The 20,532-nt window shown below is 72.1% G+C and carries 21 protein-coding genes; 13 read left to right on the top strand and 8 right to left on the bottom strand.

Features of this window, described 5'->3' with window-relative positions:
- The first annotated feature begins 50 nt into the window (after positions 1 to 50).
- The 4 genes from NFX31_RS12640 to pabB all read left to right on the top strand — a co-directional run bounded on the left by NFX31_RS12640 (position 51) and on the right by pabB (position 4,433).
- Positions 51 to 341 carry a hypothetical protein gene (locus NFX31_RS12640; protein ID WP_262955875.1) on the top strand — a complete coding sequence of 97 codons (291 nt, stop codon included), beginning with the start codon at positions 51 to 53 and terminating at the stop codon, positions 339 to 341.
- A 207-nt stretch (positions 342 to 548) separates the two neighbouring features.
- Positions 549 to 1,169, top strand: a complete 621-nt coding sequence (locus tag NFX31_RS12635) for a nitrobindin family protein (RefSeq protein WP_045250659.1) — start codon at positions 549 to 551, stop codon at positions 1,167 to 1,169.
- Positions 1,170 to 1,171: 2 nt separating this feature from the next.
- Positions 1,172 to 2,305 (top strand): CAF17-like 4Fe-4S cluster assembly/insertion protein YgfZ, encoded by a 1,134-nt coding sequence (gene ygfZ, locus NFX31_RS12630; RefSeq protein ID WP_045250658.1) that lies wholly within the window; start codon positions 1,172 to 1,174, stop codon positions 2,303 to 2,305.
- A gap of 4 nt (positions 2,306 to 2,309) precedes the next feature.
- A complete protein-coding gene (gene pabB / locus NFX31_RS12625) occupies positions 2,310 to 4,433 on the top strand; it encodes an aminodeoxychorismate synthase component I (protein ID WP_262955874.1) in 2,124 nt (707 codons plus the stop codon).
- A 5-nt stretch (positions 4,434 to 4,438) separates the two neighbouring features.
- Here pabB and NFX31_RS12620 read toward each other — a convergent pair whose 3' ends face one another.
- A complete protein-coding gene (locus tag NFX31_RS12620; protein ID WP_262955873.1) occupies positions 4,439 to 5,260 on the bottom strand; it encodes a class I SAM-dependent methyltransferase in 822 nt (273 codons plus the stop codon).
- A 62-nt stretch (positions 5,261 to 5,322) separates the two neighbouring features.
- Positions 5,323 to 6,201, bottom strand: a complete 879-nt coding sequence (locus NFX31_RS12615; RefSeq protein WP_262955872.1) for an intradiol ring-cleavage dioxygenase — start codon at positions 6,199 to 6,201, stop codon at positions 5,323 to 5,325.
- Positions 6,202 to 6,430: 229 nt separating this feature from the next.
- On the opposite strand from NFX31_RS12615, the gene NFX31_RS12610 reads away from it, so the two are divergent.
- The gene (locus NFX31_RS12610; RefSeq protein ID WP_045250655.1) at positions 6,431 to 7,174 is read left to right on the top strand and encodes a phosphoglyceromutase; all 744 of its coding nucleotides are present in this window, start codon (positions 6,431 to 6,433) and stop codon (positions 7,172 to 7,174) included.
- 131 nt (positions 7,175 to 7,305) lie between these two features.
- On the opposite strand, the gene phoU is transcribed toward NFX31_RS12610, so the two are convergent.
- Positions 7,306 to 8,016 carry a phosphate signaling complex protein PhoU gene (gene phoU / locus NFX31_RS12605; protein WP_045250654.1) on the bottom strand — a complete coding sequence of 237 codons (711 nt, stop codon included), beginning with the start codon at positions 8,014 to 8,016 and terminating at the stop codon, positions 7,306 to 7,308.
- Between the two features lie 230 nt (positions 8,017 to 8,246).
- Here phoU and NFX31_RS12600 point away from each other — a divergent pair, with 230 nt between their 5' ends.
- Both NFX31_RS12600 and NFX31_RS12595 read left to right on the top strand, forming a co-directional pair.
- Complete coding sequence (locus NFX31_RS12600; RefSeq protein ID WP_091479259.1) at positions 8,247 to 9,515, top strand: sensor histidine kinase; 1,269 nt, start codon at positions 8,247 to 8,249, stop codon at positions 9,513 to 9,515.
- On the top strand, positions 9,512 to 10,195 hold the full coding sequence (locus NFX31_RS12595; RefSeq protein WP_045250653.1) for a response regulator transcription factor: 684 nt from the start codon (positions 9,512 to 9,514) through the stop codon (positions 10,193 to 10,195). Before NFX31_RS12600 ends, NFX31_RS12595 begins: the two co-directional genes overlap by 4 nt.
- A 57-nt stretch (positions 10,196 to 10,252) precedes the next feature.
- Here NFX31_RS12595 and NFX31_RS12590 read toward each other — a convergent pair whose 3' ends face one another.
- Positions 10,253 to 10,801 (bottom strand): hypothetical protein, encoded by a 549-nt coding sequence (locus NFX31_RS12590; RefSeq protein WP_045250652.1) that lies wholly within the window; start codon positions 10,799 to 10,801, stop codon positions 10,253 to 10,255.
- Between the two features lie 167 nt (positions 10,802 to 10,968).
- On the opposite strand from NFX31_RS12590, the gene NFX31_RS12585 reads away from it, so the two are divergent.
- Entirely contained in the window at positions 10,969 to 11,451 is a 483-nt protein-coding gene (locus NFX31_RS12585; protein WP_045250651.1) for a CarD family transcriptional regulator, read from the top strand.
- Positions 11,452 to 11,512: 61 nt separating this feature from the next.
- On the opposite strand, the gene NFX31_RS12580 is transcribed toward NFX31_RS12585, so the two are convergent.
- From NFX31_RS12580 to NFX31_RS12565, 4 genes are all read right to left on the bottom strand, one after another.
- Positions 11,513 to 12,331 (bottom strand): ABC transporter permease, encoded by an 819-nt coding sequence (locus NFX31_RS12580; protein ID WP_262955871.1) that lies wholly within the window; start codon positions 12,329 to 12,331, stop codon positions 11,513 to 11,515.
- Positions 12,328 to 13,344 carry an ABC transporter ATP-binding protein gene (locus tag NFX31_RS12575; RefSeq protein ID WP_091479605.1) on the bottom strand — a complete coding sequence of 339 codons (1,017 nt, stop codon included), beginning with the start codon at positions 13,342 to 13,344 and terminating at the stop codon, positions 12,328 to 12,330. The genes NFX31_RS12580 and NFX31_RS12575 overlap by 4 nt, the downstream gene beginning before the upstream one ends.
- A gap of 88 nt (positions 13,345 to 13,432) precedes the next feature.
- Complete coding sequence (locus NFX31_RS12570; RefSeq protein WP_262955870.1) at positions 13,433 to 14,314, bottom strand: permease prefix domain 1-containing protein; 882 nt, start codon at positions 14,312 to 14,314, stop codon at positions 13,433 to 13,435.
- 4 nt (positions 14,315 to 14,318) lie between these two features.
- Positions 14,319 to 14,660 (bottom strand): PadR family transcriptional regulator, encoded by a 342-nt coding sequence (locus tag NFX31_RS12565; RefSeq protein WP_045250649.1) that lies wholly within the window; start codon positions 14,658 to 14,660, stop codon positions 14,319 to 14,321.
- 212 nt (positions 14,661 to 14,872) lie between these two features.
- On the opposite strand from NFX31_RS12565, the gene ispD reads away from it, so the two are divergent.
- The 5 genes from ispD (at position 14,873) to NFX31_RS12540 (ending at position 20,524) form a co-directional block, all read left to right on the top strand.
- On the top strand, positions 14,873 to 16,072 hold the full coding sequence (gene ispD / locus NFX31_RS12560; RefSeq protein WP_262955869.1) for a 2-C-methyl-D-erythritol 4-phosphate cytidylyltransferase: 1,200 nt from the start codon (positions 14,873 to 14,875) through the stop codon (positions 16,070 to 16,072).
- Between the two features lie 98 nt (positions 16,073 to 16,170).
- A complete protein-coding gene (locus NFX31_RS12555) occupies positions 16,171 to 17,148 on the top strand; it encodes a zinc-binding dehydrogenase (protein WP_262957211.1) in 978 nt (325 codons plus the stop codon).
- Positions 17,149 to 17,302: 154 nt separating this feature from the next.
- Positions 17,303 to 18,715, top strand: coding sequence for a cysteine--tRNA ligase (gene cysS / locus NFX31_RS12550; RefSeq protein WP_262955868.1), 1,413 nt, complete (start codon positions 17,303 to 17,305; stop codon positions 18,713 to 18,715).
- Complete coding sequence (rlmB, locus tag NFX31_RS12545; protein ID WP_045250646.1) at positions 18,708 to 19,715, top strand: 23S rRNA (guanosine(2251)-2'-O)-methyltransferase RlmB; 1,008 nt, start codon at positions 18,708 to 18,710, stop codon at positions 19,713 to 19,715. Before cysS ends, rlmB begins: the two co-directional genes overlap by 8 nt.
- A 167-nt stretch (positions 19,716 to 19,882) precedes the next feature.
- Complete coding sequence (locus NFX31_RS12540) at positions 19,883 to 20,524, top strand: NAD(P)-dependent oxidoreductase (RefSeq protein ID WP_262955867.1); 642 nt, start codon at positions 19,883 to 19,885, stop codon at positions 20,522 to 20,524.
- Positions 20,525 to 20,532 lie beyond the last annotated feature (8 nt).

Raw genomic sequence — 20,532 nt, 5'->3', positions numbered from 1 at the left:
ACACTCTACCCAGCAGCGCATGCACAGCGCCGATGAGTGACAATGGGCGCATGGCCGATCCCGTCCTCGCCCCGCGCAGCCCGTTCGTGGGGCTCGTCGTCACCTGGGCCGCCGCCGCCGTCGTCGCCATCCTGATCGGGATCTTCACGCCGGCCGCGCTGATGATGACCTGGTACGCGATCGGGTTCGGTCTCTGCGTGCTGCTGTCGTTCACCGTGCAGCTCTCCCGCGGCGAGACCCGCGGGTTCATCCTCCGCGTGTCGGCGGGATCCCTCGGCGCGCTCCTGGTCATGGGGATCGTCTCGGCCGGATTCGGCATCGCGGCGCTGTTCGGCGCCTGAGCCCCGCCCCGCGCCGGACACCGCGCGGACCGCAGTAGAGTAGGTGACATGGACATCGTCGCGCTCGAACTCTTCTTCGTCGGCCTGCTGGCTCTGGCGGGGCTCGCGATCGCCTTCTGCGCGGGGGCCGTGCTGGTCAACCTGTTCCGCGGCCAGCGCTGACCGGTCTCCGGCCGAGCCCACATCCGCTGATCCGGAAGGCTGCGCATGCTCGATCTTCCCTCTGACCTGCCCGCCGACATCGTGCCGCTCTCGTGGCTGCTCGGCGTCTGGGAGGGCACCGGCGTCATCGACTACGCGGTGCCCGGCCCCGACGGCGGCGAGGGCCACCGGTTCCAGGGCGAGTTCGCGCATCGCGTGAGCTTCAGCCATGACGGCGGGCCGTTCCTGAACTACGCCGCCACCGGGACGTTCACTCCGGAGGGCGGCGAGCCCGTCGCACTCGTCGCCGAGTCCGGCTTCTGGCGGCTCTCGCGTCCTGCCGATGCGCAGGACGCCGGGCCGGCGCTGCTGCCGCCGCGTGAGGGGCGCGACGCCGCCCGCACCGTGGACGACGTCGAGACCTTGCGGCTGCCCGAGGGCGGCTTCCCGATCGAGGTGTCGATCGCCCATTCCGACGGCACGCTCGAGCTCTACCTCGGACGCATCGACGGTCCGCGCATCGACATCGCGACCGACGCGATCGTCCGTGCGGCCGGAGCCAAGGAGTACGGAGCCGCGAGCCGCATGTACGGCCTCGTCGACGGCCACCTGCTGTGGGCCTGGGACATCGCGGCCCTCGGCGCGGACCTGGGCTCGCACGCCTCCGCGCGACTGGCCAAGGTCTGATCGTGACCGGCTTCCCGCCTCTCCCCGGGGCGATCCTCGACGGCGACGTGGTCGCGCACTTCGGTGACCCGGTGCGGGAGCAGCGCGGTCTCGAAGGCGGCGACGCTCTCGCCCCCCTCGCCGACCGCACCGTGATCGAGCTGACTGGATCCGATCGCCTCACGTGGCTCGACTCGATCACCTCGCAGTCCGTCGCGCGGCTCCGCGCCGGTGACAGCACCGAGCTGCTCGTCCTGGATCCGCAGGGGCGCGTCGAGCACGTCGCCGCGGTCTTCGACGACGGCGCCTCGACCTGGCTCATCGCCGACGCTGCAGACGCCGAACCTCTGGCGGCCTGGCTGAAGCGCATGGTCTTCCGCGCCGACGTGACCGTCGCGGTGCGCCCGGAGCTCGCCGTCGCCGGCTTCTTCGCCGGCGGTGCCGCGGAGCAGCGGGCGGAGCGCGCGGCGCACGCCCCGCAGGGCGTGCCGGTCGTCTGGACCGACCCCTGGCCGGCCGTCCAGCCGGGCGGACATCAGTACCACGAGGGCGAGCACCCCGGCACGGATTATCACTGGCGCACCGTCGTGCTCGATGCCGACGCGGCCGCCGCGCTCGCCGCGGACGCCTCGGTCGTCTGGGCCGGTGCGCTCGCCGCGGAAGCGCTGCGCATCGCCGCCTGGCGCCCGCGCTGGGCCGCCGAGGTCGACGAGCGCTCGCTGCCGCACGAGACCGACTGGATCCGCACCGCGGTGCACCTGAACAAGGGCTGCTACCGCGGCCAGGAGACCGTCGCGAAGGTGCACAACCTCGGGCACCCGCCCCGCCGCATCGTGGCGCTGCACTTGGACGGCAGCGAGAGCGTGCTGCCCGCATCGGGCGCGGCGGTCGTCGCGCGCAGCGCGGACGGGACCGCCGAGGACGAGGTCGGGCACATCACGTCCGCGGCGCGTCATCATGAGCTCGGGCCCATCGCGCTCGCCATCCTGTCCCGGCGCGCCCCCGTGGGGGACCTCGTCGTGCGCACCCCGGACGGCGACGTCGCGGCTGCGCAGGAGATCATCGTCCCCGCCGACGCCGGAGCGACCGCCGACGTGCCGCGACTGACGCGACTGTCGCGCCGGCCGTCCGCGCCGGACCCGCGCGACGCGCTCTGAGCCGATGCCTGCGGTGGGCTCGGACAGCCGGGAGGCGGGGGCCGTCGGCGCGCGGATCCCGGACGCGCTCGCACCCTCGCCGCGCATCCTGCTGATCGACAACTACGACTCGTTCACGTACAACCTGGTGCACCAGATCGCCGCCACGGCGGGACGGGCGCCCGTGGTCGTGCACAACGACTGGGCGGGCTGGAGCCCGTCCGTGCTGGACGGCTTCGACGCCGTCGTGCTGTCGCCGGGACCCGGCGACCCGCGTGTGCCCGCGGACTTCGGGATCTGCGCCGACGCCATCCGGATCGCGGCGGAGCGGCGCATCCCCCTGCTGGGCGTGTGCCTCGGTCACCAGGGGCTGGGCCATGCGTACGGCGCTGCGGTGCGCCGCGCCCCGGAGCCCCGGCACGGCCGGCCGTCGCCGGTCTTCCACGACGGCACGGGACCGTTCGAGGGGCTGCCCTCGCCGGTGGAGGTCATCCGCTATCACTCCCTGCTCATCGACGACGTGCCGGACGAGCTGGTCGTCACGGCGCGCGCGGACGACGGCGTCATCATGGGGATCCGTCATCGCGAGCTTCCGCTGTGGGGAGTGCAGTTCCACCCCGAGTCGATCGGCACCCACGACGGCACGCGCATGATGGCGAACTTCGTCGCGCTCGTGCGCGACGGACTCGTCGAGCGCGGGCGTGCAGCCGGGACGGTCGACGTGCAGACTCCGGAGACGCGCCCCTGCGGACCGTCCCCGCGCGCGATCCTGCGACGCACGCTGACCTCCGCGGTCGACACGGAGACGCTGTTCACGGAGCTGTTCGGCGACGCGGCGCAGGCGGTGTGGCTCGACGGCAACCGCCGCGGCGACGACCGTGCGCGCTACTCGATCCTGGGCGGCGGCGACGATCTGCCCACGGCCGTCGCGGACGTGCGGGAGGGCACGGTGACGCTCACCGAGGGCGGGAGCGTGCGCGAGGTGCGGTCGGGCTTCTTCGACTGGCTGGACGCGGAGCTCTCGGCATCCGTGGTCGAGGCGGGCGACGTGCCCTTCGCGCTGGGCTGGGTCGGCGCGCTCGGCTATGAGCTGCGGGCCGAGTGCGGCTCCCCGCACGACCGCCGCGCCGCGACTCCCGACGCCCTGCTCGTGCGGCTCGACCGGGCGCTGGTGGTGGACCATCAGGAGGACCGGATCCATCTCCTCGCGCGGGACGACGCCGGATGGATCGATCGCGTCGCCGCCCGGATCGAGGCGCTGGACGACCGCCCCGCCCCGGAGCACCGTGCGCACGATCGCGCCGCGGTGCCGGTGCTCACCGCGCGGCACTCGCGCGAGCGCTATCTCGCGCTCATCGCCGCCGCGCAGGAGGAGATCGCGGCGGGCGAGACGTACGAGGCCTGCCTCACGAACCTGCTGCACGGCGTCGGCGGCGATGGCGTCGGCGATCCACTCGCCGCCTACCTCGCGCTGCGCCGGCAGAACCCGGCCCCGTTCGCCGCGTTCCTGCGCATCGCCGGCGTGAGCGTGCTGAGCACCTCGCCCGAGCGGTTCGTGCGCATCACGGCGGACGGCGCGGTCGAGTCCAGCCCGATCAAGGGCACGCGCCCGCGCGGTGCCGACGAGGAGGAGGACGAGCGGATCCGTGCGGAGCTCGCCGCCGCGGAGAAAGACCGCGCCGAGAACCTCATGATCGTCGACCTGGTGCGGCACGATCTCGGCCACACCGCCGAGCTCGGATCCGTGCACGTCGACGGCCTGTTCCGGGTGGAGAGCTATGCGACCGTGCATCAGCTGGTCAGCACGGTGCGATCGACGCTCGCCGCCACGCCGGTCGCGTGCGTGCGCGCCGCGTTCCCGCCCGGATCGATGACCGGTGCGCCGAAGCTGCGGACGATGGCCATCCTGGACCGCCTCGAGGGCGGGGCGCGCGGGTTCTACAGCGGCGCGCTCGGGTACTTCTCGTTCGACGGATCGGTCGACCTCAGCGTCGTGATCCGCACCATGATCCAGCAGGGCGAGGACGTCGACTACGGCGTGGGGGGCGCGATCGTCTCGCTCTCCGACCCGGACGACGAGTACGCCGAGACCGCCGTCAAGGCCCGCCCGCTGCTGCGACTCACCGGAGCGGAGTTCCCCGAGGGCTGACCGGCTCAGTCCGGTGCGACGTCGCTCCACGGCACGGTGAGCTCGCCCAGTCGCCAGCGGGCGCGGCCGCCGAGCACGGGATGCCCCGACGCGCGCAGTGCGGCGATCGCGGCGAGGAAGCGCTGGGTCGCCCCGAACGCGGACAGCCCGGCGGCGCGCTCCCACTCACGATCGAGGTCGGTGAGCAGCGAGTGGATGCGCTCGCCGGGCACGTTGTGGTGGATCAGCGCCTTCGGCAGCCGTTCGGCGACGATCGACGGGCGCTCCAGGCCCGCCAGGCGCAGCGAGATCGTGAGGCGCTGCGGCGCCCCGGTCGGATCGACGTCGACGAAGCTCGCGATGCGGCCGATCTCGTCGCAGGTGCCCTCGACGAGCAGGCCGCCCGGCGCGAGGCGCGAGGCCATCCGCGTCCAGGCGTCCGGCACATCCGCCTCGTCGTACTGGCGCAGCACGTTCATCGCGCGGATCACGGCGGGACGGCGGCCGTCGGGCAGCGGGACCTCGAACCCGCCGCGCGCGAACGACACCGGCAGATCCGCGGGGAAGTGCCCGCCTCCCCGGCGGAGCTCGGCGAGCTGCTCCCGCGCGGACGACACACGCGCCGGGTCGAGTTCGAGTCCGAGCACCTCTGCGTCGGGGCGCACGTGCACGAGCCGGGCCGCGAGCTCGAACGCGGTCACGCCGCTCGCGCCGAAGCCCAGGTCGACCACGAGCGGATCCGCGGCACGGCGGAGCGCCTCGGATGCGGCGATCCAGCGGTCGTTGCGCCGCAGCCGGTTCGTGCCGGTTGTGCCACGGGTGGGCCGGCCGAGCGGAGAGGACGCCATGGATCCATCCTGCCCGGTCCCAGAGCCCTGTCGGGACGGGCCTTCCCGATCGAGACCGCCCGTCAGCGCGGCCCGCCGCCCATCGACCCGCCGGTCGGCGCGGTCCTCGTGTCCACGCGCACGGTGAGGGTCGCGGAGTAGCCCCTCGCGGTGTCGCCCGTCACGGCCGCCAGCTGCAGTGCTCCGCCGTCGTCGCCGAAGACGTTGTCCGAGGTCAGGGGCGTCTGGGCGAGGTTCTGCGCCGAGCCGTCGTAGCCGGCCGTCGCGTACACGGCGTCGCAGGCGGACTGCGGCAGCGCGATCTGCGAGGTGGCGATCGCGTTCGCGGAGTCGGTGACGTCGGCCGCGCTCGGGTACACCTCGAAGTGGATGTGCGGCCATCGGCCGGAGTAGCACCCCGGGAAGATCGAGGTGAACGAAACCCTGCCATCGGCGTCTGCCACCTGCACACCGCGCAGGTAGGTCTCTTTCTCGATGCCCGACGAGTACATCGAGTATCCGCCGGCGGCATTGCAGTGCCATGCATAGACGGCGACCCCGGCGAAGGGCGCGTCGCCGGATGCCATGTCCAGGATGTTCAGCGAGAACGTCAGCGGCACGCCGGCGGCGGTGGTGCCTGCGCCGATCGACGAGCGGATGTCCTGTCGCACGATCCCCGAATCGGCCAGCGCGTCCGGGCCGTTCGAGCCGTCGCCCGGATAGGGGCCGGCCGTCTCGTCCGGGATCTCCGCGGCCGGGAGCGCGACGGCCGCGGCCGTGGTGGCGGGCGCTGTGCTGGTCACGGTGGGCGCCGGGGTCGAGGTCGCCGTCGACGCGGCGCTGGAGGTGCTCGGCGTGCACGCGGCCAGCACGGCACCGCCCGCGCCGAGCCCCACCAGGCTCAGCACCGTGCGCCGCGAGAACAGGGTGCGGAGGTCGAACGGAGCGCCCTGATCGACCACCTACTCGTCGGGCCGGTCGAGGAGGCGGCCTTCGTAGGCGGGGCCCTGCGGGGTGCGGGTCGGGTCGGGGAAGGTGCTCATGTCCTGGTCCTCTCGTGCGGTGACAGAAGGATCCTCTCGGCTCCGGCGGGACTGACCCTGTGCGCCTGCTATGCGTCCCCTAAGTCACCGCCGTCACGCGGTGACCCGGACTTCGGGGCGGCGCGGCGCACGCCGTAGGCTGGGTCTCATGACGCGCACCCTCATCCTGCTCCGCCACGGCCAGAGCGAATGGAACGAACTCAACCTGTTCACCGGCTGGGTGGACGTCCGGCTGACCGAGCAGGGCAAGAGCGAGGCCCGCCGCGGAGGCGAGCTGCTCGCCGAGTCGGGGATCCTGCCCGACGTGCTGCACACGTCGCTGCTCAGCCGCGCGATCCAGACCGCGAACATCGCGCTCGACGCGGCCGACCGGCTGTGGATCCCGGTGACCCGTTCGTGGCGTCTCAACGAGCGCCACTACGGCGCTCTGCAGGGCAAGGACAAGGCCCAGACCCTCGAGGAGTTCGGCCCCGAGCAGTTCCAGCTGTGGCGCCGCTCCTTCGACGTGCCGCCGCCCCCGCTCGACGACGCGAGCGAGTTCAGCCAGGTGAACGACCCCCGCTACGCCGGCATCGACGGCGAGGTGCCGCGCACCGAGTCGCTCAAGCTCGTGATCGACCGCCTGCTGCCGTACTGGGAGTCGGCGATCGTGCCCGACCTCGAGGCCGGCAAGACGGTGCTCGTCACCGCACACGGCAACTCCCTGCGCGGCCTCGTGAAGCACCTCGAGGGCATCAGCGACGACGACATCGCCGAACTGAACATCCCGACCGGGATCCCACTGGTCTACGAGCTCGACGAGGACAACGTGCCCACCGGCCCCGGCCGCTACCTCGACCCCGAGGCCGCCGCCGCGGGCGCCGCCGCCGTGGCCAACCAGGGCAAGAAGTAACGCCCGGCCGACGGCGCCGAGACCCCCTCGGAGCAACGAAACCCCCCTCTCGCCGCGCTGGCGGAGGGGGGTTTCGGCGCTGTGCGGGGGTCTCGGCGAGGGAGGCGGGAGGCCTCCGCGCGGGACGGGGCTCAGGCCAGGCCGGATCCCGACTCGGCCTCGACCTGCGCCTCGACGGCGAGGGCGATGTCCTCCTCGTCGATGGCCCAGTCTCCGGTCGCGAGGTACACGACCTTCTTCGCGACGGCCACGGCGTGGTCGGCGAAGCGCTCGTGGTAGCGGCTGGCCAGGGTGGCGTCGACGGTCGCGGTCGCCTCGCCCTTCCAGTTGTCGCTGAGCACCTTCTCGAAGACGCTGGCGTGCAGCTCGTCCACGTCGTCGTCGGCGTTGCGGATCGTGTCGGCCAGACGCAGATCCTGCGTGCGCAGCAGCTGGGCCAGGGTGCGGGCGATCTCGACGTCCAGCTCGCCCATGCGGGTGAACGTGCCCTTGAGGCCCTTCGGGATCGCGCGCTCGGGGAAGCGCAGGCGCGCGAGCTGCGCGATGTGCTCGGACATGTCGCCCATGCGCTCGAGCGACGCGCTCACGCGCAGCGCCGTCACGACGATGCGCAGATCGCGGGCGACCGGCTGCTGGCGGGCGAGGATCTCGATGGCCTGCTCGTCGAGCGCGACCGCGAGCCCGTCGATGAGGGCGTCGTCGGCGATGACCTCCTCGGCCAGCGCCACGTCGCTGGTCGCGAACGAGCGGGTGGCCTTCTCGATCGACACGGCCACGAGGTCGGCGATCTCGACGAGCTGCGCCTGCAGGTGCTCCAGAGACTGGTGGAAGACTTCGCGCATGGCTGCGCACCTTTCGTTCGGTGACCCCTGACGTCGGCCGGGAAGGGTCGCACGGCGGCCCGCGAGGCGGGCACGGGGCGGTGCCCGCCACAGGTCGTGGCGCGCACGTGCCGATTGTGTTCGGCGAAGGTTAACGGTTGGTGCCGTGCTCGTGAACAGTACCGCGCCAGGGGGTGCGACGGCCCGGAACCCGCCGATCCAGAGGGTGAACGACCTCTACGCTGGGGGACATGGACAGCACTCTGCTCGCCCTGCTGGCCCTCGGGCTGGGGGTCGTGATCGGCGCAGGCGTCGTCGCGATGATCGTGGCCGCGATGCGGGCGCGCACGGTGGCGGAGCAGCAGGCGTCGAGCGAGCTGCCGGACGGCCTGACCGACGTCCTGGCCGCCATGGACGACGCTGCATGCGCGGTCGACCCCTCCGGTCTGGTGACCGCGGCGAGCACCGCGGCCGCCCGCTTCGGCATCGGGGTCGGCGCGACGCTGGACAACCCCGAGCTGCGCCAACTCGTGCGCGCGGTGCGCGAGGGCGGCAGTGAGAGGGCGACCCTGCGCCTCGCGCGCGGCGGCCGGAGCCTGGATCCGCGGCTCGTCGCGGCCAGGGCGAGCCGCATCGGGCCCCGCCTGAGCCTGCTCATCATCCGCGACGTGACAGAACAGGAGCGCCTCGAGCAGATGCGCACCGACTTCGTCGCCAACACCAGCCACGAGCTGAAGACGCCGGTGGGAGCCGTGAGCCTGCTGGCCGAGGCGATCGAGTCGGCCGCCGACGATCCCGCGCAGGTGCGCGCGTTCGCGACGCGCATCCAGGCGGAGGCGGCGCGTCTGGGGCAGCTCACCGGCCGCATCATGAGCCTGTCCCGGTTGCAGTCCTCCGATGGACTCGGCGCGTTCGGCCCGGTCGCGATCGATGAGGTCATCGCCACGAGCGTCGAGGCGCACGCCGTGCAGGCGGCCTCTGCGGGCGTCGAGCTCACCCGCGGCGGCGACCGTGGGGCCTGGGTGCAGGGCGACGCGCAGATCCTCATCGAGGCGGTCGGCAACCTCGTCGCCAACGCGATCGTCTACTCGCCCCGCGGGTCCCGCGTGGGCGTCGGCGTGCGCGTCGACGACGGGGTCGTCGAGATCTCCGTCTCCGACCAGGGCATCGGGATCGACGAGGCCGATCGCGACCGCATCTTCGAGCGGTTCTACCGGGCCGACGAGGCGCGGTCGCGTCGCACCGGCGGCACGGGGCTCGGACTGTCGATCGTGAAGCACGCCACGCAGCGCCACGGCGGGGAGGTGCGACTGTGGTCGCGCCCGGGCCGCGGTTCCACCTTCACCATGCGCCTTCCGCAGATCGCCGCGCCCGAGGTCGACGAGGATCCGGGCCGGCACAAGAAGCCGAAGAAGGACAAGAGCAAGAAGAAGCGGAAGGCCCGTAAGCCGCCCCGCACGTCCTCCACGCCCGTGATCAGCACGGACCACCCCCGCACCGATACCGGAGAACTCGTATGACCCGCATCCTCCTCGTCGAAGACGAGCCCGACCTCGCCGACCCGCTCGCCTATCTGCTGCGCCGGGAGGGCTACGAGGTCGAGATCGCCGAGGACGGACCCACCGCGCTCGCCCTGTTCCGCGAGAGCGGGGCGGACATCGTCCTGCTCGACCTGATGCTGCCGGGGATGCCGGGCACCGAGGTGTGCCGGCAGATCCGCACCACGTCGGCCGTTCCGATCATCATGCTCACCGCGAAGGACTCCGAGGTCGACATCGTCGTGGGGCTCGAGCTCGGCGCCGACGACTACATCACCAAGCCGTACTCGTCGCGCGAGCTGCTGGCGCGGATGCGTGCGGTGCTGCGCCGCGTCGTGCAGGCAGAGGACGACGTGGACGAGCGCATCCTCGAGGGCGGCAGGGTGACGGTCGACATCGACCGGCACACGGTCGCCGTCGACGGCGAGGTGATCAACATGCCATTGAAGGAATTCGAGCTGCTCGAGGTGCTCATGCGCAACTCGGGACGCGTGCTCACGCGCGGCCAGCTGATCGACCGGGTGTGGGGCAGCGACTACTTCGGGGACACGAAGACCCTCGACGTGCACATCAAGCGGATCCGCTCGCGCATCGAGGAGAACCCCTCCGAGCCGGTCATGCTCGTCACCGTGCGCGGCCTCGGCTACCGCTTCGAAGGCTGAGGAGCCCACGCAGAAGGCCCCCCGATCCGAGGATCGAGGGGCCTTCTGCGTGGCAGGTCAGCCGACCGGCGTCTCGCTGGGCGTCGGGGTGGGCTCGACCGCCGGCGCGACGGTGGTGGTGGGAGCGGGGCTCGGCTTCGCGCTCGGCACCAGCTTCGAGTAGTAGGGGAGGGTGCCGTCGAGCACGGGGATCGCGTACTTGACGCCCTCCGCGCTGCCGGACTGGAAGTAGACGTCGACGGTCTTCCCGGCCTTGGTGTCCAGGCCCTCGAACGTCAGCGGCTCGGCGTCGTCGCCGCCCAGGCTCACCGACTTCTGGCCCGCGACGCGCACGCTCTGACCGGGGCCGTCGCCGACGGTGATGTGGATCGTCGCCGAGTCCGCCGTGGTGTTCACCAGACCCGCGACGAGGTTGCCGGTGGTGCCCGCCTCGTCGACGACGAAGAAGGCGTTGCGCACCTCGATCGGGCCCTTCCGGGGCACGTTGGCGCCGTCGGAGGCCGAGTAGTCGATCGTGGTCGCCTGCGGAGTGATCCCGGCGCACCCGGTGGCGCCGACGATGACGAGGGCGCTGAGGGCGATGGACGCAGCAAGGCGCGATTTCACGGGTCCTCCAGAAAATTCACGTGATGATCCAGCACCATTCTAGGGGCACGCGCCGTCCGCACACGGCTCGGCTCATGCGCGTGAGAGGGGAGGGAGCGGGCAGGGGGCGCGAACCTTAGCGCATTCCGGCTGTGGTATCCTGGAGGTTGCCGAAAGGACACGACTTTATGCTTTTTGAGGTTGGTGAGACCGTGGTCTATCCGCACCACGGCGCCGCGACGATCATCGAGGTCAAGGACCGGGTGATCAAGGGTGAGACCAAGAAGTACCTGAAGCTGAACGTCACGCAGGGAGACCTCATCATCGAGGTGCCTGCCGAGAACGTCGACCTGGTCGGCGTGCGCGACGTGATCGGCCAGGAAGGCCTGGACCGGGTCTTCGAGGTGCTGCGCGCCCCGTTCACAGAGGAGCCGACCAACTGGTCGCGCCGCTACAAGGCGAACCTCGAGAAGCTCGCCTCGGGCGATGTGATCAAGGTCAGCGAGGTCGTCCGCGACCTGTGGCGCCGCGATCAGGACCGCGGCCTCTCCGCGGGCGAGAAGCGCATGCTGGCCAAGGCCCGTCAGATCCTCACCTCCGAGCTCGCGCTCGCGGAGAAGATCGACGAGGAGAAGGCCGGATCGCTGCTCGACGAGGTCCTCGCCTCCTGAGATCCTTCGAGAAGGGGTGGATGCCGAACGGCATCCACCCCTTCTTCGCGCCCGCACGGTCTCAGATCGAGCGCTGGTAGCGGTGGATCGCCCGCAGGGCCCAGGCGAAGGCGACGCACGCGAGCAGGGCGAGGCCGCCGGCCTGCCACCAGCCGTCCGCCGGGAAGGCGCCGGCGAGGCCGCCCCTCCCGAGCTCGACCGCCCAGGTCATCGGGTTCCCTCGGGACACGTTCTGCACCCAGTCCGGCATCGCGGCCGCGGGCATCATCGTGGTCGACAGGAAGGTGGCCGGCAGCACGATCAGCTGCGACAGGCTGATGAGCGCGATCTGGCTGCGCGCCGTGAGCGCGACCGCCGTCGAGGCGCAGCAGAACGTCGCCGCGAGCAGGGTCGCGACCGCGAGGGCGGCGAGCATTCCGCCGGCGCCGCCGGGATAGCGCGCACCGCCGAGCCAGCCGATGCCCAGCACGACGACCGACTGCAGCACGTTGATCACGAGTTGCTGCAGCAGCTGGCCGGCGATGATCGCCGAGCGCCGCAGGGGAGACGTGAGGTACTGGTCCATCACCCCCGAGTCGATGTCCTCGATGTAGCCGGTGCCGGCCCAGGCACCCGAGTAGAGCACCGTCATCATGAGGATCCCCGGCACGAGGTAGTCGATGTAGCCGTGGCCGCCGAAGGCCGGCAGCGCACCGAGAGTGCGGAACACCTGGCCGAACAGCAGGATCCAGATCACCGGCTGGATCAGGCTCATGACCGGGCCCCAGGCCTGGCGCACGGACACGATGGACCAGCGCCGGAACACCTGCCCGGTCTGCGTGAGCCAGCCCGCCTGGGCGGCGGCGGCCTGGTGGGCGGGGGAGAGGGCGATCGCGCTCATGCGGCGACTCCTTCCGTGAGGGCGGACGTGGGGGCGTCGCCGAAGGTGTGGCCGACGAAGTGCAGGTACACGTCGTCGAGGGTGGGGTGGGAAGCCGCGACCTGTCCGTAGCGGACTCCTGCGGCGTCGAGCGCGGCGATCACGGCGCCGACCGCCGAGGCGGCGTCGTCGGTGCGCGCCACGAGCAGGCCGTCGACGCCGGACGTCTCGACCAGCACGTCGCGCAGGCCCGGCACGACCGCGACCGCGGTGCGTACGGCGACCGGGTCGGGCTCGATGAGCGTCACCCGTACGGCGTCGCCGTGCAATGCGGCCTTGAGCTCGTCCGGTGATCCATGGGCGACGGCCCGCCCGCGGTTCACCAGGAGCAGCTCGTCGGCGAGTCGATCGGCCTCCTCCATGTAGTGGGTGGTGAGCACGACCGTGAGCGCCTCCTCGCCGGCAAGACGGCGGATCTCCGCCCACATCGTCGCGCGGGCCTCGGGGTCCAGGCCCGTGGTCGGCTCGTCCAGGAAGAGCACCTGCGGACGATGAACGAGCGCTGCAGCAACGTCGAGGCGGCGGCGCATGCCGCCGGAGAACGTGCGCACGGGGCGCCGGGTGGCGTCGTCGAGGTCGAACTCCGTGAGCAGCCGGGCCGAGCGGGCGCGGGCCTCGGATCCGCTGAGACCGCGCATGCGACCGGCGATCTCGAGGTTCTCCGTCGCCGTGAGGTTCGGATCCGTGCCCGTCCCCTGGGAGACGTAGCCGATCGCGGTGCGCACGTCGCCGGGTGCCGATGCGACGTCGTGCCCCGCCACGACCGCGCGTCCGGAGGTCGGCCGCGACAGGGTGGTGAGGATCTTGGTGGTGGTCGACTTGCCGGCGCCGTTGGGGCCGAGGAGGCCGAAGACGCGTCCGGCCGGGACGGTGAAGCTCAGGCCGTCGAGAGCTCGGACGGCGGGCCGGCGGCCGCGGCCGCGGTACTCCTTCACGAGGTGGTCGGCGACGATGGCGGTGTGTTCTGCAGGCATGACGAGCATCCCTTCCGTTCTGAGGGTTCTTCTTCGTGTGGGGGAGGGCGGATCCGTCCCGGTTCTGTGCCGGGATCCGCCCGACCGGTCAGCGGCGGTCGCCGCTGCGCGGTGCGTAGAGCATGCGGGCGAGGAGCAGCATCATGGCTGCCAGGCCCGCCACGAATGCGACGGGAGCCCACCACCAGCCGGCGGTGAAGACGAGGACGACGATCGCGGCGAGAGTGACGAACCAGATCACGGCGGTGTAGATGCCGAAGCGGGCGGCGGCCTCCGGATCCGTCTCGAAGCGGTTCGGCGGCATCGGCGTCATGGCGCCGTGGATCCAGGCCTTGTGGCGGTTGGTCTGGGTCGCACCGAGATAGGAGAACAGCGCGATCGAGGCGACGAGCAGCACGGCGGCGAGGATCACGAGCCACAGCTGGTCGAGGGCGAACGCGAACGCCCCGCCGAGCGCCAGCGCGAGCAGCGTCCCGCCCGTGGCCAGCCCGAACCCGACCGCGCGCCGCGCGGGCAGCGGATGGTTCGTCGTGGTCTCCTGCAGCAGCGCGTCGGCGGTCACGACGCCGAGCGACACCGCGGCCACGGCGCCGAGGCCGGCCACGAGCGCCGGGCCCGCAGGATGCAGGAGCAGCAGCGCGAGCAGGATACCGATCAGGGCCCCGGCGGCGAGCACGCTCAGCAGCACGGTGCGCACGACGAACCCGGGCTTCGGCCGCACCCGGTTGCGGGCGCTGAGCGCCTCCCAGCCGAGGGGAGCGGCGGGCGCGTCGTCCAGCAGCGAACGCACATCGCCCAGCTCGGCGATCGCGCGCTGCGCGGCCTCGGCGGGGGAGACGCCTGCGGCCACGAGGTCGTCGACCTGGGCGGCGACGTTCGCGCGGATCTCCTCCTTCAGATCCTGTGCGGCGGGAGTCATCTCGATCCCGGCGAAGGCCTCGTCCAGGAGGCGGTGGATGTCGGTGTTCATGGGGTCAGCCCTTCACGTCCAGGAGAGTGTCGATCACGCGGCGGGTGGCGACCCATGCCGCGACGTTGCTTCGGTACACCGCGCGCCCGGCGTCGGTGATCCGGTAGTACTTGCGCCGACCGCCCTGCGTCTCGTCGCCCCAGTAAGACTCGACCAGGCCGTCCTTCTCGAGGCGGCGATAGGTCGCGTAGAGGGTGGCCTCCTTGATCTCGTGGTCCCCTCCGGTCGCATCCCGGATGGTCTTGTAGATCTCGAAGCCGTAGCGGTCGCCGCCTCGGAGCGTGGAGAGCACGATCGTGTCGGTGTGCCCGCGCAGGAGGTCGGCGGAGAAGGCGTCCTCGTTCATGTCAAGTACTGTATCAGATCAAGTACTCATTCACGCAAGTAACTTTGACATTCTGCAGGGAGGCCCGGCCGTTATGCAGGGAGATGAGGATCCGCGCAGGGCGCGTTCGGCATCGATCCGCGACGTGATGCGCCCGCGAGGAGGGCGGAACCTGCAGAACGGCAGCGCCTCCCCGCACAACGTCGCGAGTCGGCGAGCGCTAACGTGAGAGCGTGAACGACCAGCCCTCGTCCTCGCCCCTCACCCGCAGTGCCGTGATCGTCGTGGCGGCGGGGTCCGGCACCCGGCTTGCCGCCGGGGCGCCGAAGGCTTTCGTGCCGCTGGCCGGACGCACGATCCTGCAGCACGCGCTCGACGGCGTGTTCGCCGCGGAGCCCGCGCAGGTGGTCCTGGTCGTCCCGGCCGGGCGGGAGGCCGAGGCGACGGAGGCGGCGGACGGCCGCCCTGTCCAGGTCGTCGCGGGCGGCGACACCCGTCAGCGCTCCGTCGCGGCGGGTCTCGCCGTGCTCGCCGACGGCATCGACACCGTTCTCGTGCATGACGCCGCCCGGGCGCTGACCCCCGCGGCCCAGTTCGGCGCGGTCGCCGACGCCGTCGCCCCGGGAGTCGGCGCGATCCCCGCGCTCCCGGTCGTCGACACCCTGAAGCGAGTGCACGCGGGCGTCGTCATCGCGCCCGTCGACCGCGCGGAGCTCGCCGCAGCGCAGACGCCGCAGGGATTCCCGCGCGCCGAGCTCGAAGCGGCGTATGCGCAGGCCGTGCAGCGGGGGGCGGAGCACACCGACGATGCGGCCCTGTTCGCCGCGGCCGGGGGAGCCGTCCATCACGTGCCCGGATCCGAAGAGGCCTTCAAGATCACCACCCCGCACGACCTGGAGCGCGCCCGCATGATCCTCGCAGCGACCGAGCCCGTCCTCCCGCGCATCGGCATCGGCACCGATGTGCACGCCTTCGCCGCCGGCGGCACCCTGCGCCTCGCAGGCCTGGACTGGCCCGGCGAGCCGGCGCTGGAAGGGCACTCCGACGGCGACGCCGTGGCGCACGCGATCGTCGACGCCTTGCTCGGCGCGGCAGGCCTCGGCGATATCGGGCAGCACTTCGGCACCGCCCACCCGGAGTACGCGGGGGCGCACGGCGACGTGTTCCTCGCACGCACCGCGGAGATCCTGGCGGAGGCGGGGTTCGCCGTGGGCAACGTCTCGGTGCAGTTCCAGGGCAACCGGCCGCGGTTCAGCGCGCGCCGCGCCGAGGCGGAGCAGGCGCTGTCCGCGGCACTCGGCGGCGCCGCCGTCGCGGTGTCGGCGACGACCACCGACGGGCTCGGCTTCCCGGGGCGCGGGGAGGGGATCTCCGTCACCGCGGTGGCGCTCGTGCAGCCGATCGCCCGCGTGCGCCCGATCGCCCGCAGCTGAATCCGGGACGGCAGGATCCCGTTCCGCCGTTCTCCGCTCCTGCCTACGCTGGGAGCATGCGGCGGTCCGCCGCGTCCATGCCGGAGAAGAGGCTCACCATGCGCGCACTCGTCCACTCCTCGTTCGGGGACCCCGCCGAAGTCCTGTCGGTGCAGGAGGTGCCGCTGCCCGAGCCCGGCCCCGGCCAGGTGCGGCTGCGCGTGCTGCTCGCGACCGTGCACAACCACGACCTGCTCACGGTGCGCGGCCTCTACGGGTACAAGCCCGAGCTGCCGGCGCGCTCCGGCACGGAGGCCGTAGGCGTGGTCGACGCCGTGGGCGAGGGCGTGGATGCCGCCCTGGTGGGTCGCCGGGTGACGGCCGCCGGCGCGTTCGGCGCCTGGGCGGAGTATGTGCTGGCATCCGCGGCGGGCCTGATCCCGGTGCCGGACGACGTGCCGGACGAGCAGGCCGCGCAGCTCGGGTCCATGCCGTTCAGCGCGATCAGCGTGCTGGACTCGCTCGGGTTGGGCTCGGGGGACTGGATGATCCAGAACGCCGCGAACGGCGCAGTCGGCCGCATGGTCGCCCAGCTGGGCGCTGCGCGCGGTCTGCACGTCGTGAGTCTGGTGCGCCGTGCGGAGGGGATCGCCGAGCTGGCCGCGCAGGGCGTGCGGAACGTGGTCGCGACCGATGCGGACGACTGGCAGGAGCAGGTCAGGGCGCTGGCCGGCGATGCCCCGATCCGTGCGGGGATCGACTCCGTCGGTGGCGACGGCAGCGGTCAGATTGCCGCGATGCTGGGGGAGGGAGGGCTGCTGGTCGTGTTCGGGGCGATGGCGTCGCCGACGATGCGGATCTCCTCCGGCGACGTCATCTTCAAGCAGCTCACGGTGCGCGGCTTCTGGGGATCGAAGGTCGCCGCGGCCATGCCTGCGGAGCGGCGCGGCGCGCTGTTCGGCGAGCTCCTGCAGCGTCTGCGGGACGGAGCGCTCACCCTTCCGGTCGAGGCGGTGCTGCCGTTCGAACGCGTCGGCGAGGCGTCCGAGGGCACCCTGCGCGCCGGCCGCGAGGGCAAGATCCTCCTGCGTCCCTGACCCGCCCCCGCCGCCGCCCTGTCCCCGTATCCGTCTATTTGCGCCGATCTGCGGCCTGCGGGCCTCAGATCCCACGGTTCGGCGCAAATAGACGGAGGTGGAGGAGGCGTCCCGCGCTCCGAAACTGTCAGGGGCGCCCCGGTAGGCTTGAGCGGTGACGATCCGCCTCCATGACACGCGCGCGCAGGAACTGCGCGACTTCGTCCCGCTCGACCCCTCGAACGTGACGATGTACGTGTGCGGACCCACGGTGCAGTCGGGGCCCCACATCGGGCACGTGCGCGCCGCGCTGAGCTTCGACCTGCTGCGCCGATGGCTGCAGCAGCGGTACGGGCGCGTGACCTTCGTCCGCAACGTCACCGACATCGATGACAAGGTGCTCGCGAACGCGACGGACGCCGAGAAGTGGTGGGGGCTCGCCTACCGCATGGAGCAGGAGTTCACCGCGGCGTACGCCGCGGTCGGGATCCTCTCGCCGACGTACGAGCCGCGGGCGACGGCGTCGGTCCCGCAGATGCAGGAGCTGATCGAGCGCCTGATCGACCGCGGTCACGCCTACCCGGCGGCCGACGGATCCGGTGATGTGTACTTCGACGTCCGCTCGTGGCCGGCGTACGGCGAGCTGACGCGTCAGTCCGTCGACGCCATGGAGCCGGCGGCCGATGCGGACCCGCGCGGCAAGCGCAACCCCCAGGACTTCGCGCTCTGGAAGGGCGCCAAGCCCGAGGAGCCCGCCGACGCGACCTGGGCCTCGCCCTGGGGCGCCGGGCGGCCGGGCTGGCACATCGAGTGCTCGGCGATGGCGCGCCGTTATCTGGGCGAGGAGTTCGACATCCACGGAGGCGGACTCGACCTGCGGTTCCCGCACCACGAGAACGAGCTCGCGCAGTCGACCGCGGCCGGCGACGGCTTCGCCCGGTACTGGGTGCACAACGGCCTCGTCACGGTCGACGGGCAGAAGATGTCCAAGTCGCTGGGCAACTTCACCCTCGCGGCCGACGTGCTGGCCGCGCACGACCCGCTCGTGATCCGCTACGCGCTCGCCGCGGCCCACTACCGGTCGAGCCTCGACCTCACCGACTCCTCGTGGAGCGAGGCGGAGGCCGCCCTCGGCCGGATCCGCACGTTCCAGGAGCGGGTGATCCGCGCATACGGCCCGCACCTCGCGGACGCCGGCCGCGACCTGCCGGCGCCGTTCGCCGCGGCGATGGACGACGATCTGGGCGTGCCGCAGGCGCTCGCGGTGCTGCACGAGACCGTGCGCGCGGGCAATGCGGCGCTGGACCGCTCCGACCGCGAGGCGGCGGTCGAGGCGTTCGCCGACGTGCAGGCGATGACCCGGATCCTGGGCATCGACCCCCTCGGAGCGGAGTGGGCCGACGACGGATCCGACACGAAGACCACCACCGCGCTGGACGCCCTCGTCCAGGCGATGATCACCCAGCGCGCCCAGGCGCGCGCCGACAAGGACTGGCCCGCCGCCGATCGCATCCGCGATGCGATCGCCGCCGCGGGCATCACCCTGGAGGACACTCCAGACGGAACTCATTGGAGCATCGATGGCTAAGCCGAGCAGGCCCGGAGCGGGCAACAGCAAGAAGAAGGGCGCGACCAAGGGCAGTGGCGGCAACGGCCGCAAGGCGCTCGAGGGTCGCGGCAACACCCCGAAGGCCGAGGACCGCGCCTGGCACGTGGCCGGCAAGCGCAAGGCCGCCCAGGAGCGTTACGCCGCCGCGGGCGGCAAGGGGCGGGTCGGGCAGAAGCCGCAGGGCGGATCCAATCCGAACCGGCGCGTGTCGTCGTCTGCCGCGTCGAACGACACCGAGACCGTCACCGGACGCAACTCGGTGCTCGAGGCGCTGCGCACGAAGATCCCGGCGACCACGATGTACATCGCGCAACGCGTCGAGATGGACGACCGCGTCAAGGAGATGCTCGCGATCGCCCGGCACAGGGAGATCCCGGTGCTCGAGGTCACGCGGCAGGAGCTGGACCGCATGGCGGGCTTCGACGGCGTGCACCAGGGCGTCGCGCTCAAGGTGCCGCCGTACGAGTACGCGCACCCGCAGGATCTGCTCGAGCAGGTGATCGATCGCGGTCAGACGCCGCTGTTCGTCGCGCTCGACGGCATCACCGATCCGCGCAACCTCGGCGCGATCATCCGCTCGACCGCGGCGTTCGGCGGCCACGGCGTGATCCTGCCCCAGCGGCGTTCGGCGAGCGTCAACTCGGCCGCCTGGAAGACCAGCGCGGGGGCCGCGGCCCGTGTGCCCGTCGCCCTCGCGGCGAACCTCACCACGATGCTCAAGGAGTTCAAGAAGCAGGGCGTGTTCGTGCTCGGTCTCGACGGCGGCGGCGACGTCTCGCTGCCCGAGGTCCAGCTCGCGGACCGTCCTGTGGTGATCGTCGTCGGCTCCGAGGGCAAGGGGCTCTCGCGCCTGGTCACGGAGACCTGCGACCAGATCGTGTCGATCCCGATCTCGGCGGCGACCGAGTCGCTCAACGCCGGGATCGCGGCCTCCGTGGCGCTGTACCAGGTGTCCACGGTCCGCGCCGCGAAGGGCTGAGCAGCCGCGCCGTCCGCGGGACGGGTCTGCGCGCTGCGCGCATGACCTCCCGCGCACGGCGTTGACCGGCAGCGCACATCCGTGGACGGATGCGCGCTGCGTGGAATAGGTCGGGAGAGTGGCGGCTTTCACCTTCCGTACCCTGTGCAGGAATGGAAGGAAAGCGCATGGCCCGCATCATCGTCATCGGAGGAACCGGCTACGCCGGCGGTCACATCGCCGCGGAGGCGGCGTCGCGGGGACACGAGGTCGTCTCGGTCTCCCGCAAGGAGCCGACGGACCGGATCGAGGGCGTCGAGTACGTCCAGGGGAACGTCCTGGACCCGGCATCGCTCGCCGACACCTTCGCCGGTGCGGACGTGGTCGTCTCGGCCATCTCGCCGCGCGGGGACATGACCGACTCCGGCCTCGACGCCGTGCGCGCCCTCGTGGCGGCGCTGACCGGCACGTCCACGCGCCTGGGCGTCGTGGGCGGCGCGATGGGCAGCCTGAGCGCTCCCGGCGGTCCGCGTCTGTGGGATCTGGGCGTCCCCGAGGAGTACCGCCACGAGGCGAAGTTCGGCATCGACTCGCTCGAGATGCTGCAGGAGACCCCCGAGGACCTCGACTGGTTCTACGTGCACCCGCCGAAGGAGTTCGGCGCCTGGGTGCCCGGAGAGCGCACCGGCACCTACCGCGACGGCGGAGAGGTGTTCGTCGAGGACGCCGACGGCAAGTCCTACATCTCGGGCGCCGACTACGCGGTCGCCGTCGTGGACGAGATCGAGAAGGGCGCGCACCACCGGCAGCGCTTCACCGTCGGCTACTGACCCGGAAG

It is taken from the genome of Microbacterium azadirachtae, assembly GCF_025583665.1.
GTDB lineage: Bacteria > Actinomycetota > Actinomycetes > Actinomycetales > Microbacteriaceae > Microbacterium > Microbacterium azadirachtae.
Note: the sequence above shows the minus strand (reverse complement) of the source record. Positions and strands in the feature narration are given on the sequence as shown.

What these genes read in the sequence shown, in the direction of transcription:
- NFX31_RS12640 (WP_262955875.1), top strand. Translation starts at nt 51, where the DNA reads ATGGCCGATCCCGTCCTCGCCCCGCGCAGCCCGTTCGTGGGGCTCGTC.
- NFX31_RS12635 (WP_045250659.1), top strand. Translation starts at nt 549, where the DNA reads ATGCTCGATCTTCCCTCTGACCTGCCCGCCGACATCGTGCCGCTCTCG.
- pabB (WP_262955874.1), top strand. Translation starts at nt 2,310, where the DNA reads ATGCCTGCGGTGGGCTCGGACAGCCGGGAGGCGGGGGCCGTCGGCGCG.
- NFX31_RS12620 (WP_262955873.1), bottom strand. Translation starts at nt 5,260, where the DNA reads ATGGCGTCCTCTCCGCTCGGCCGGCCCACCCGTGGCACAACCGGCACG.
- NFX31_RS12610 (WP_045250655.1), top strand. Translation starts at nt 6,431, where the DNA reads ATGACGCGCACCCTCATCCTGCTCCGCCACGGCCAGAGCGAATGGAAC.
- phoU (WP_045250654.1), bottom strand. Translation starts at nt 8,016, where the DNA reads ATGCGCGAAGTCTTCCACCAGTCTCTGGAGCACCTGCAGGCGCAGCTC.
- NFX31_RS12600 (WP_091479259.1), top strand. Translation starts at nt 8,247, where the DNA reads ATGGACAGCACTCTGCTCGCCCTGCTGGCCCTCGGGCTGGGGGTCGTG.
- NFX31_RS12595 (WP_045250653.1), top strand. Translation starts at nt 9,512, where the DNA reads ATGACCCGCATCCTCCTCGTCGAAGACGAGCCCGACCTCGCCGACCCG.
- NFX31_RS12585 (WP_045250651.1), top strand. Translation starts at nt 10,969, where the DNA reads ATGCTTTTTGAGGTTGGTGAGACCGTGGTCTATCCGCACCACGGCGCC.
- NFX31_RS12580 (WP_262955871.1), bottom strand. Translation starts at nt 12,331, where the DNA reads ATGAGCGCGATCGCCCTCTCCCCCGCCCACCAGGCCGCCGCCGCCCAG.
- NFX31_RS12575 (WP_091479605.1), bottom strand. Translation starts at nt 13,344, where the DNA reads ATGCCTGCAGAACACACCGCCATCGTCGCCGACCACCTCGTGAAGGAG.
- NFX31_RS12570 (WP_262955870.1), bottom strand. Translation starts at nt 14,314, where the DNA reads ATGAACACCGACATCCACCGCCTCCTGGACGAGGCCTTCGCCGGGATC.
- NFX31_RS12565 (WP_045250649.1), bottom strand. Translation starts at nt 14,660, where the DNA reads ATGAACGAGGACGCCTTCTCCGCCGACCTCCTGCGCGGGCACACCGAC.
- NFX31_RS12555 (WP_262957211.1), top strand. Translation starts at nt 16,171, where the DNA reads ATGCGCGCACTCGTCCACTCCTCGTTCGGGGACCCCGCCGAAGTCCTG.
- rlmB (WP_045250646.1), top strand. Translation starts at nt 18,708, where the DNA reads ATGGCTAAGCCGAGCAGGCCCGGAGCGGGCAACAGCAAGAAGAAGGGC.
- NFX31_RS12540 (WP_262955867.1), top strand. Translation starts at nt 19,883, where the DNA reads ATGGCCCGCATCATCGTCATCGGAGGAACCGGCTACGCCGGCGGTCAC.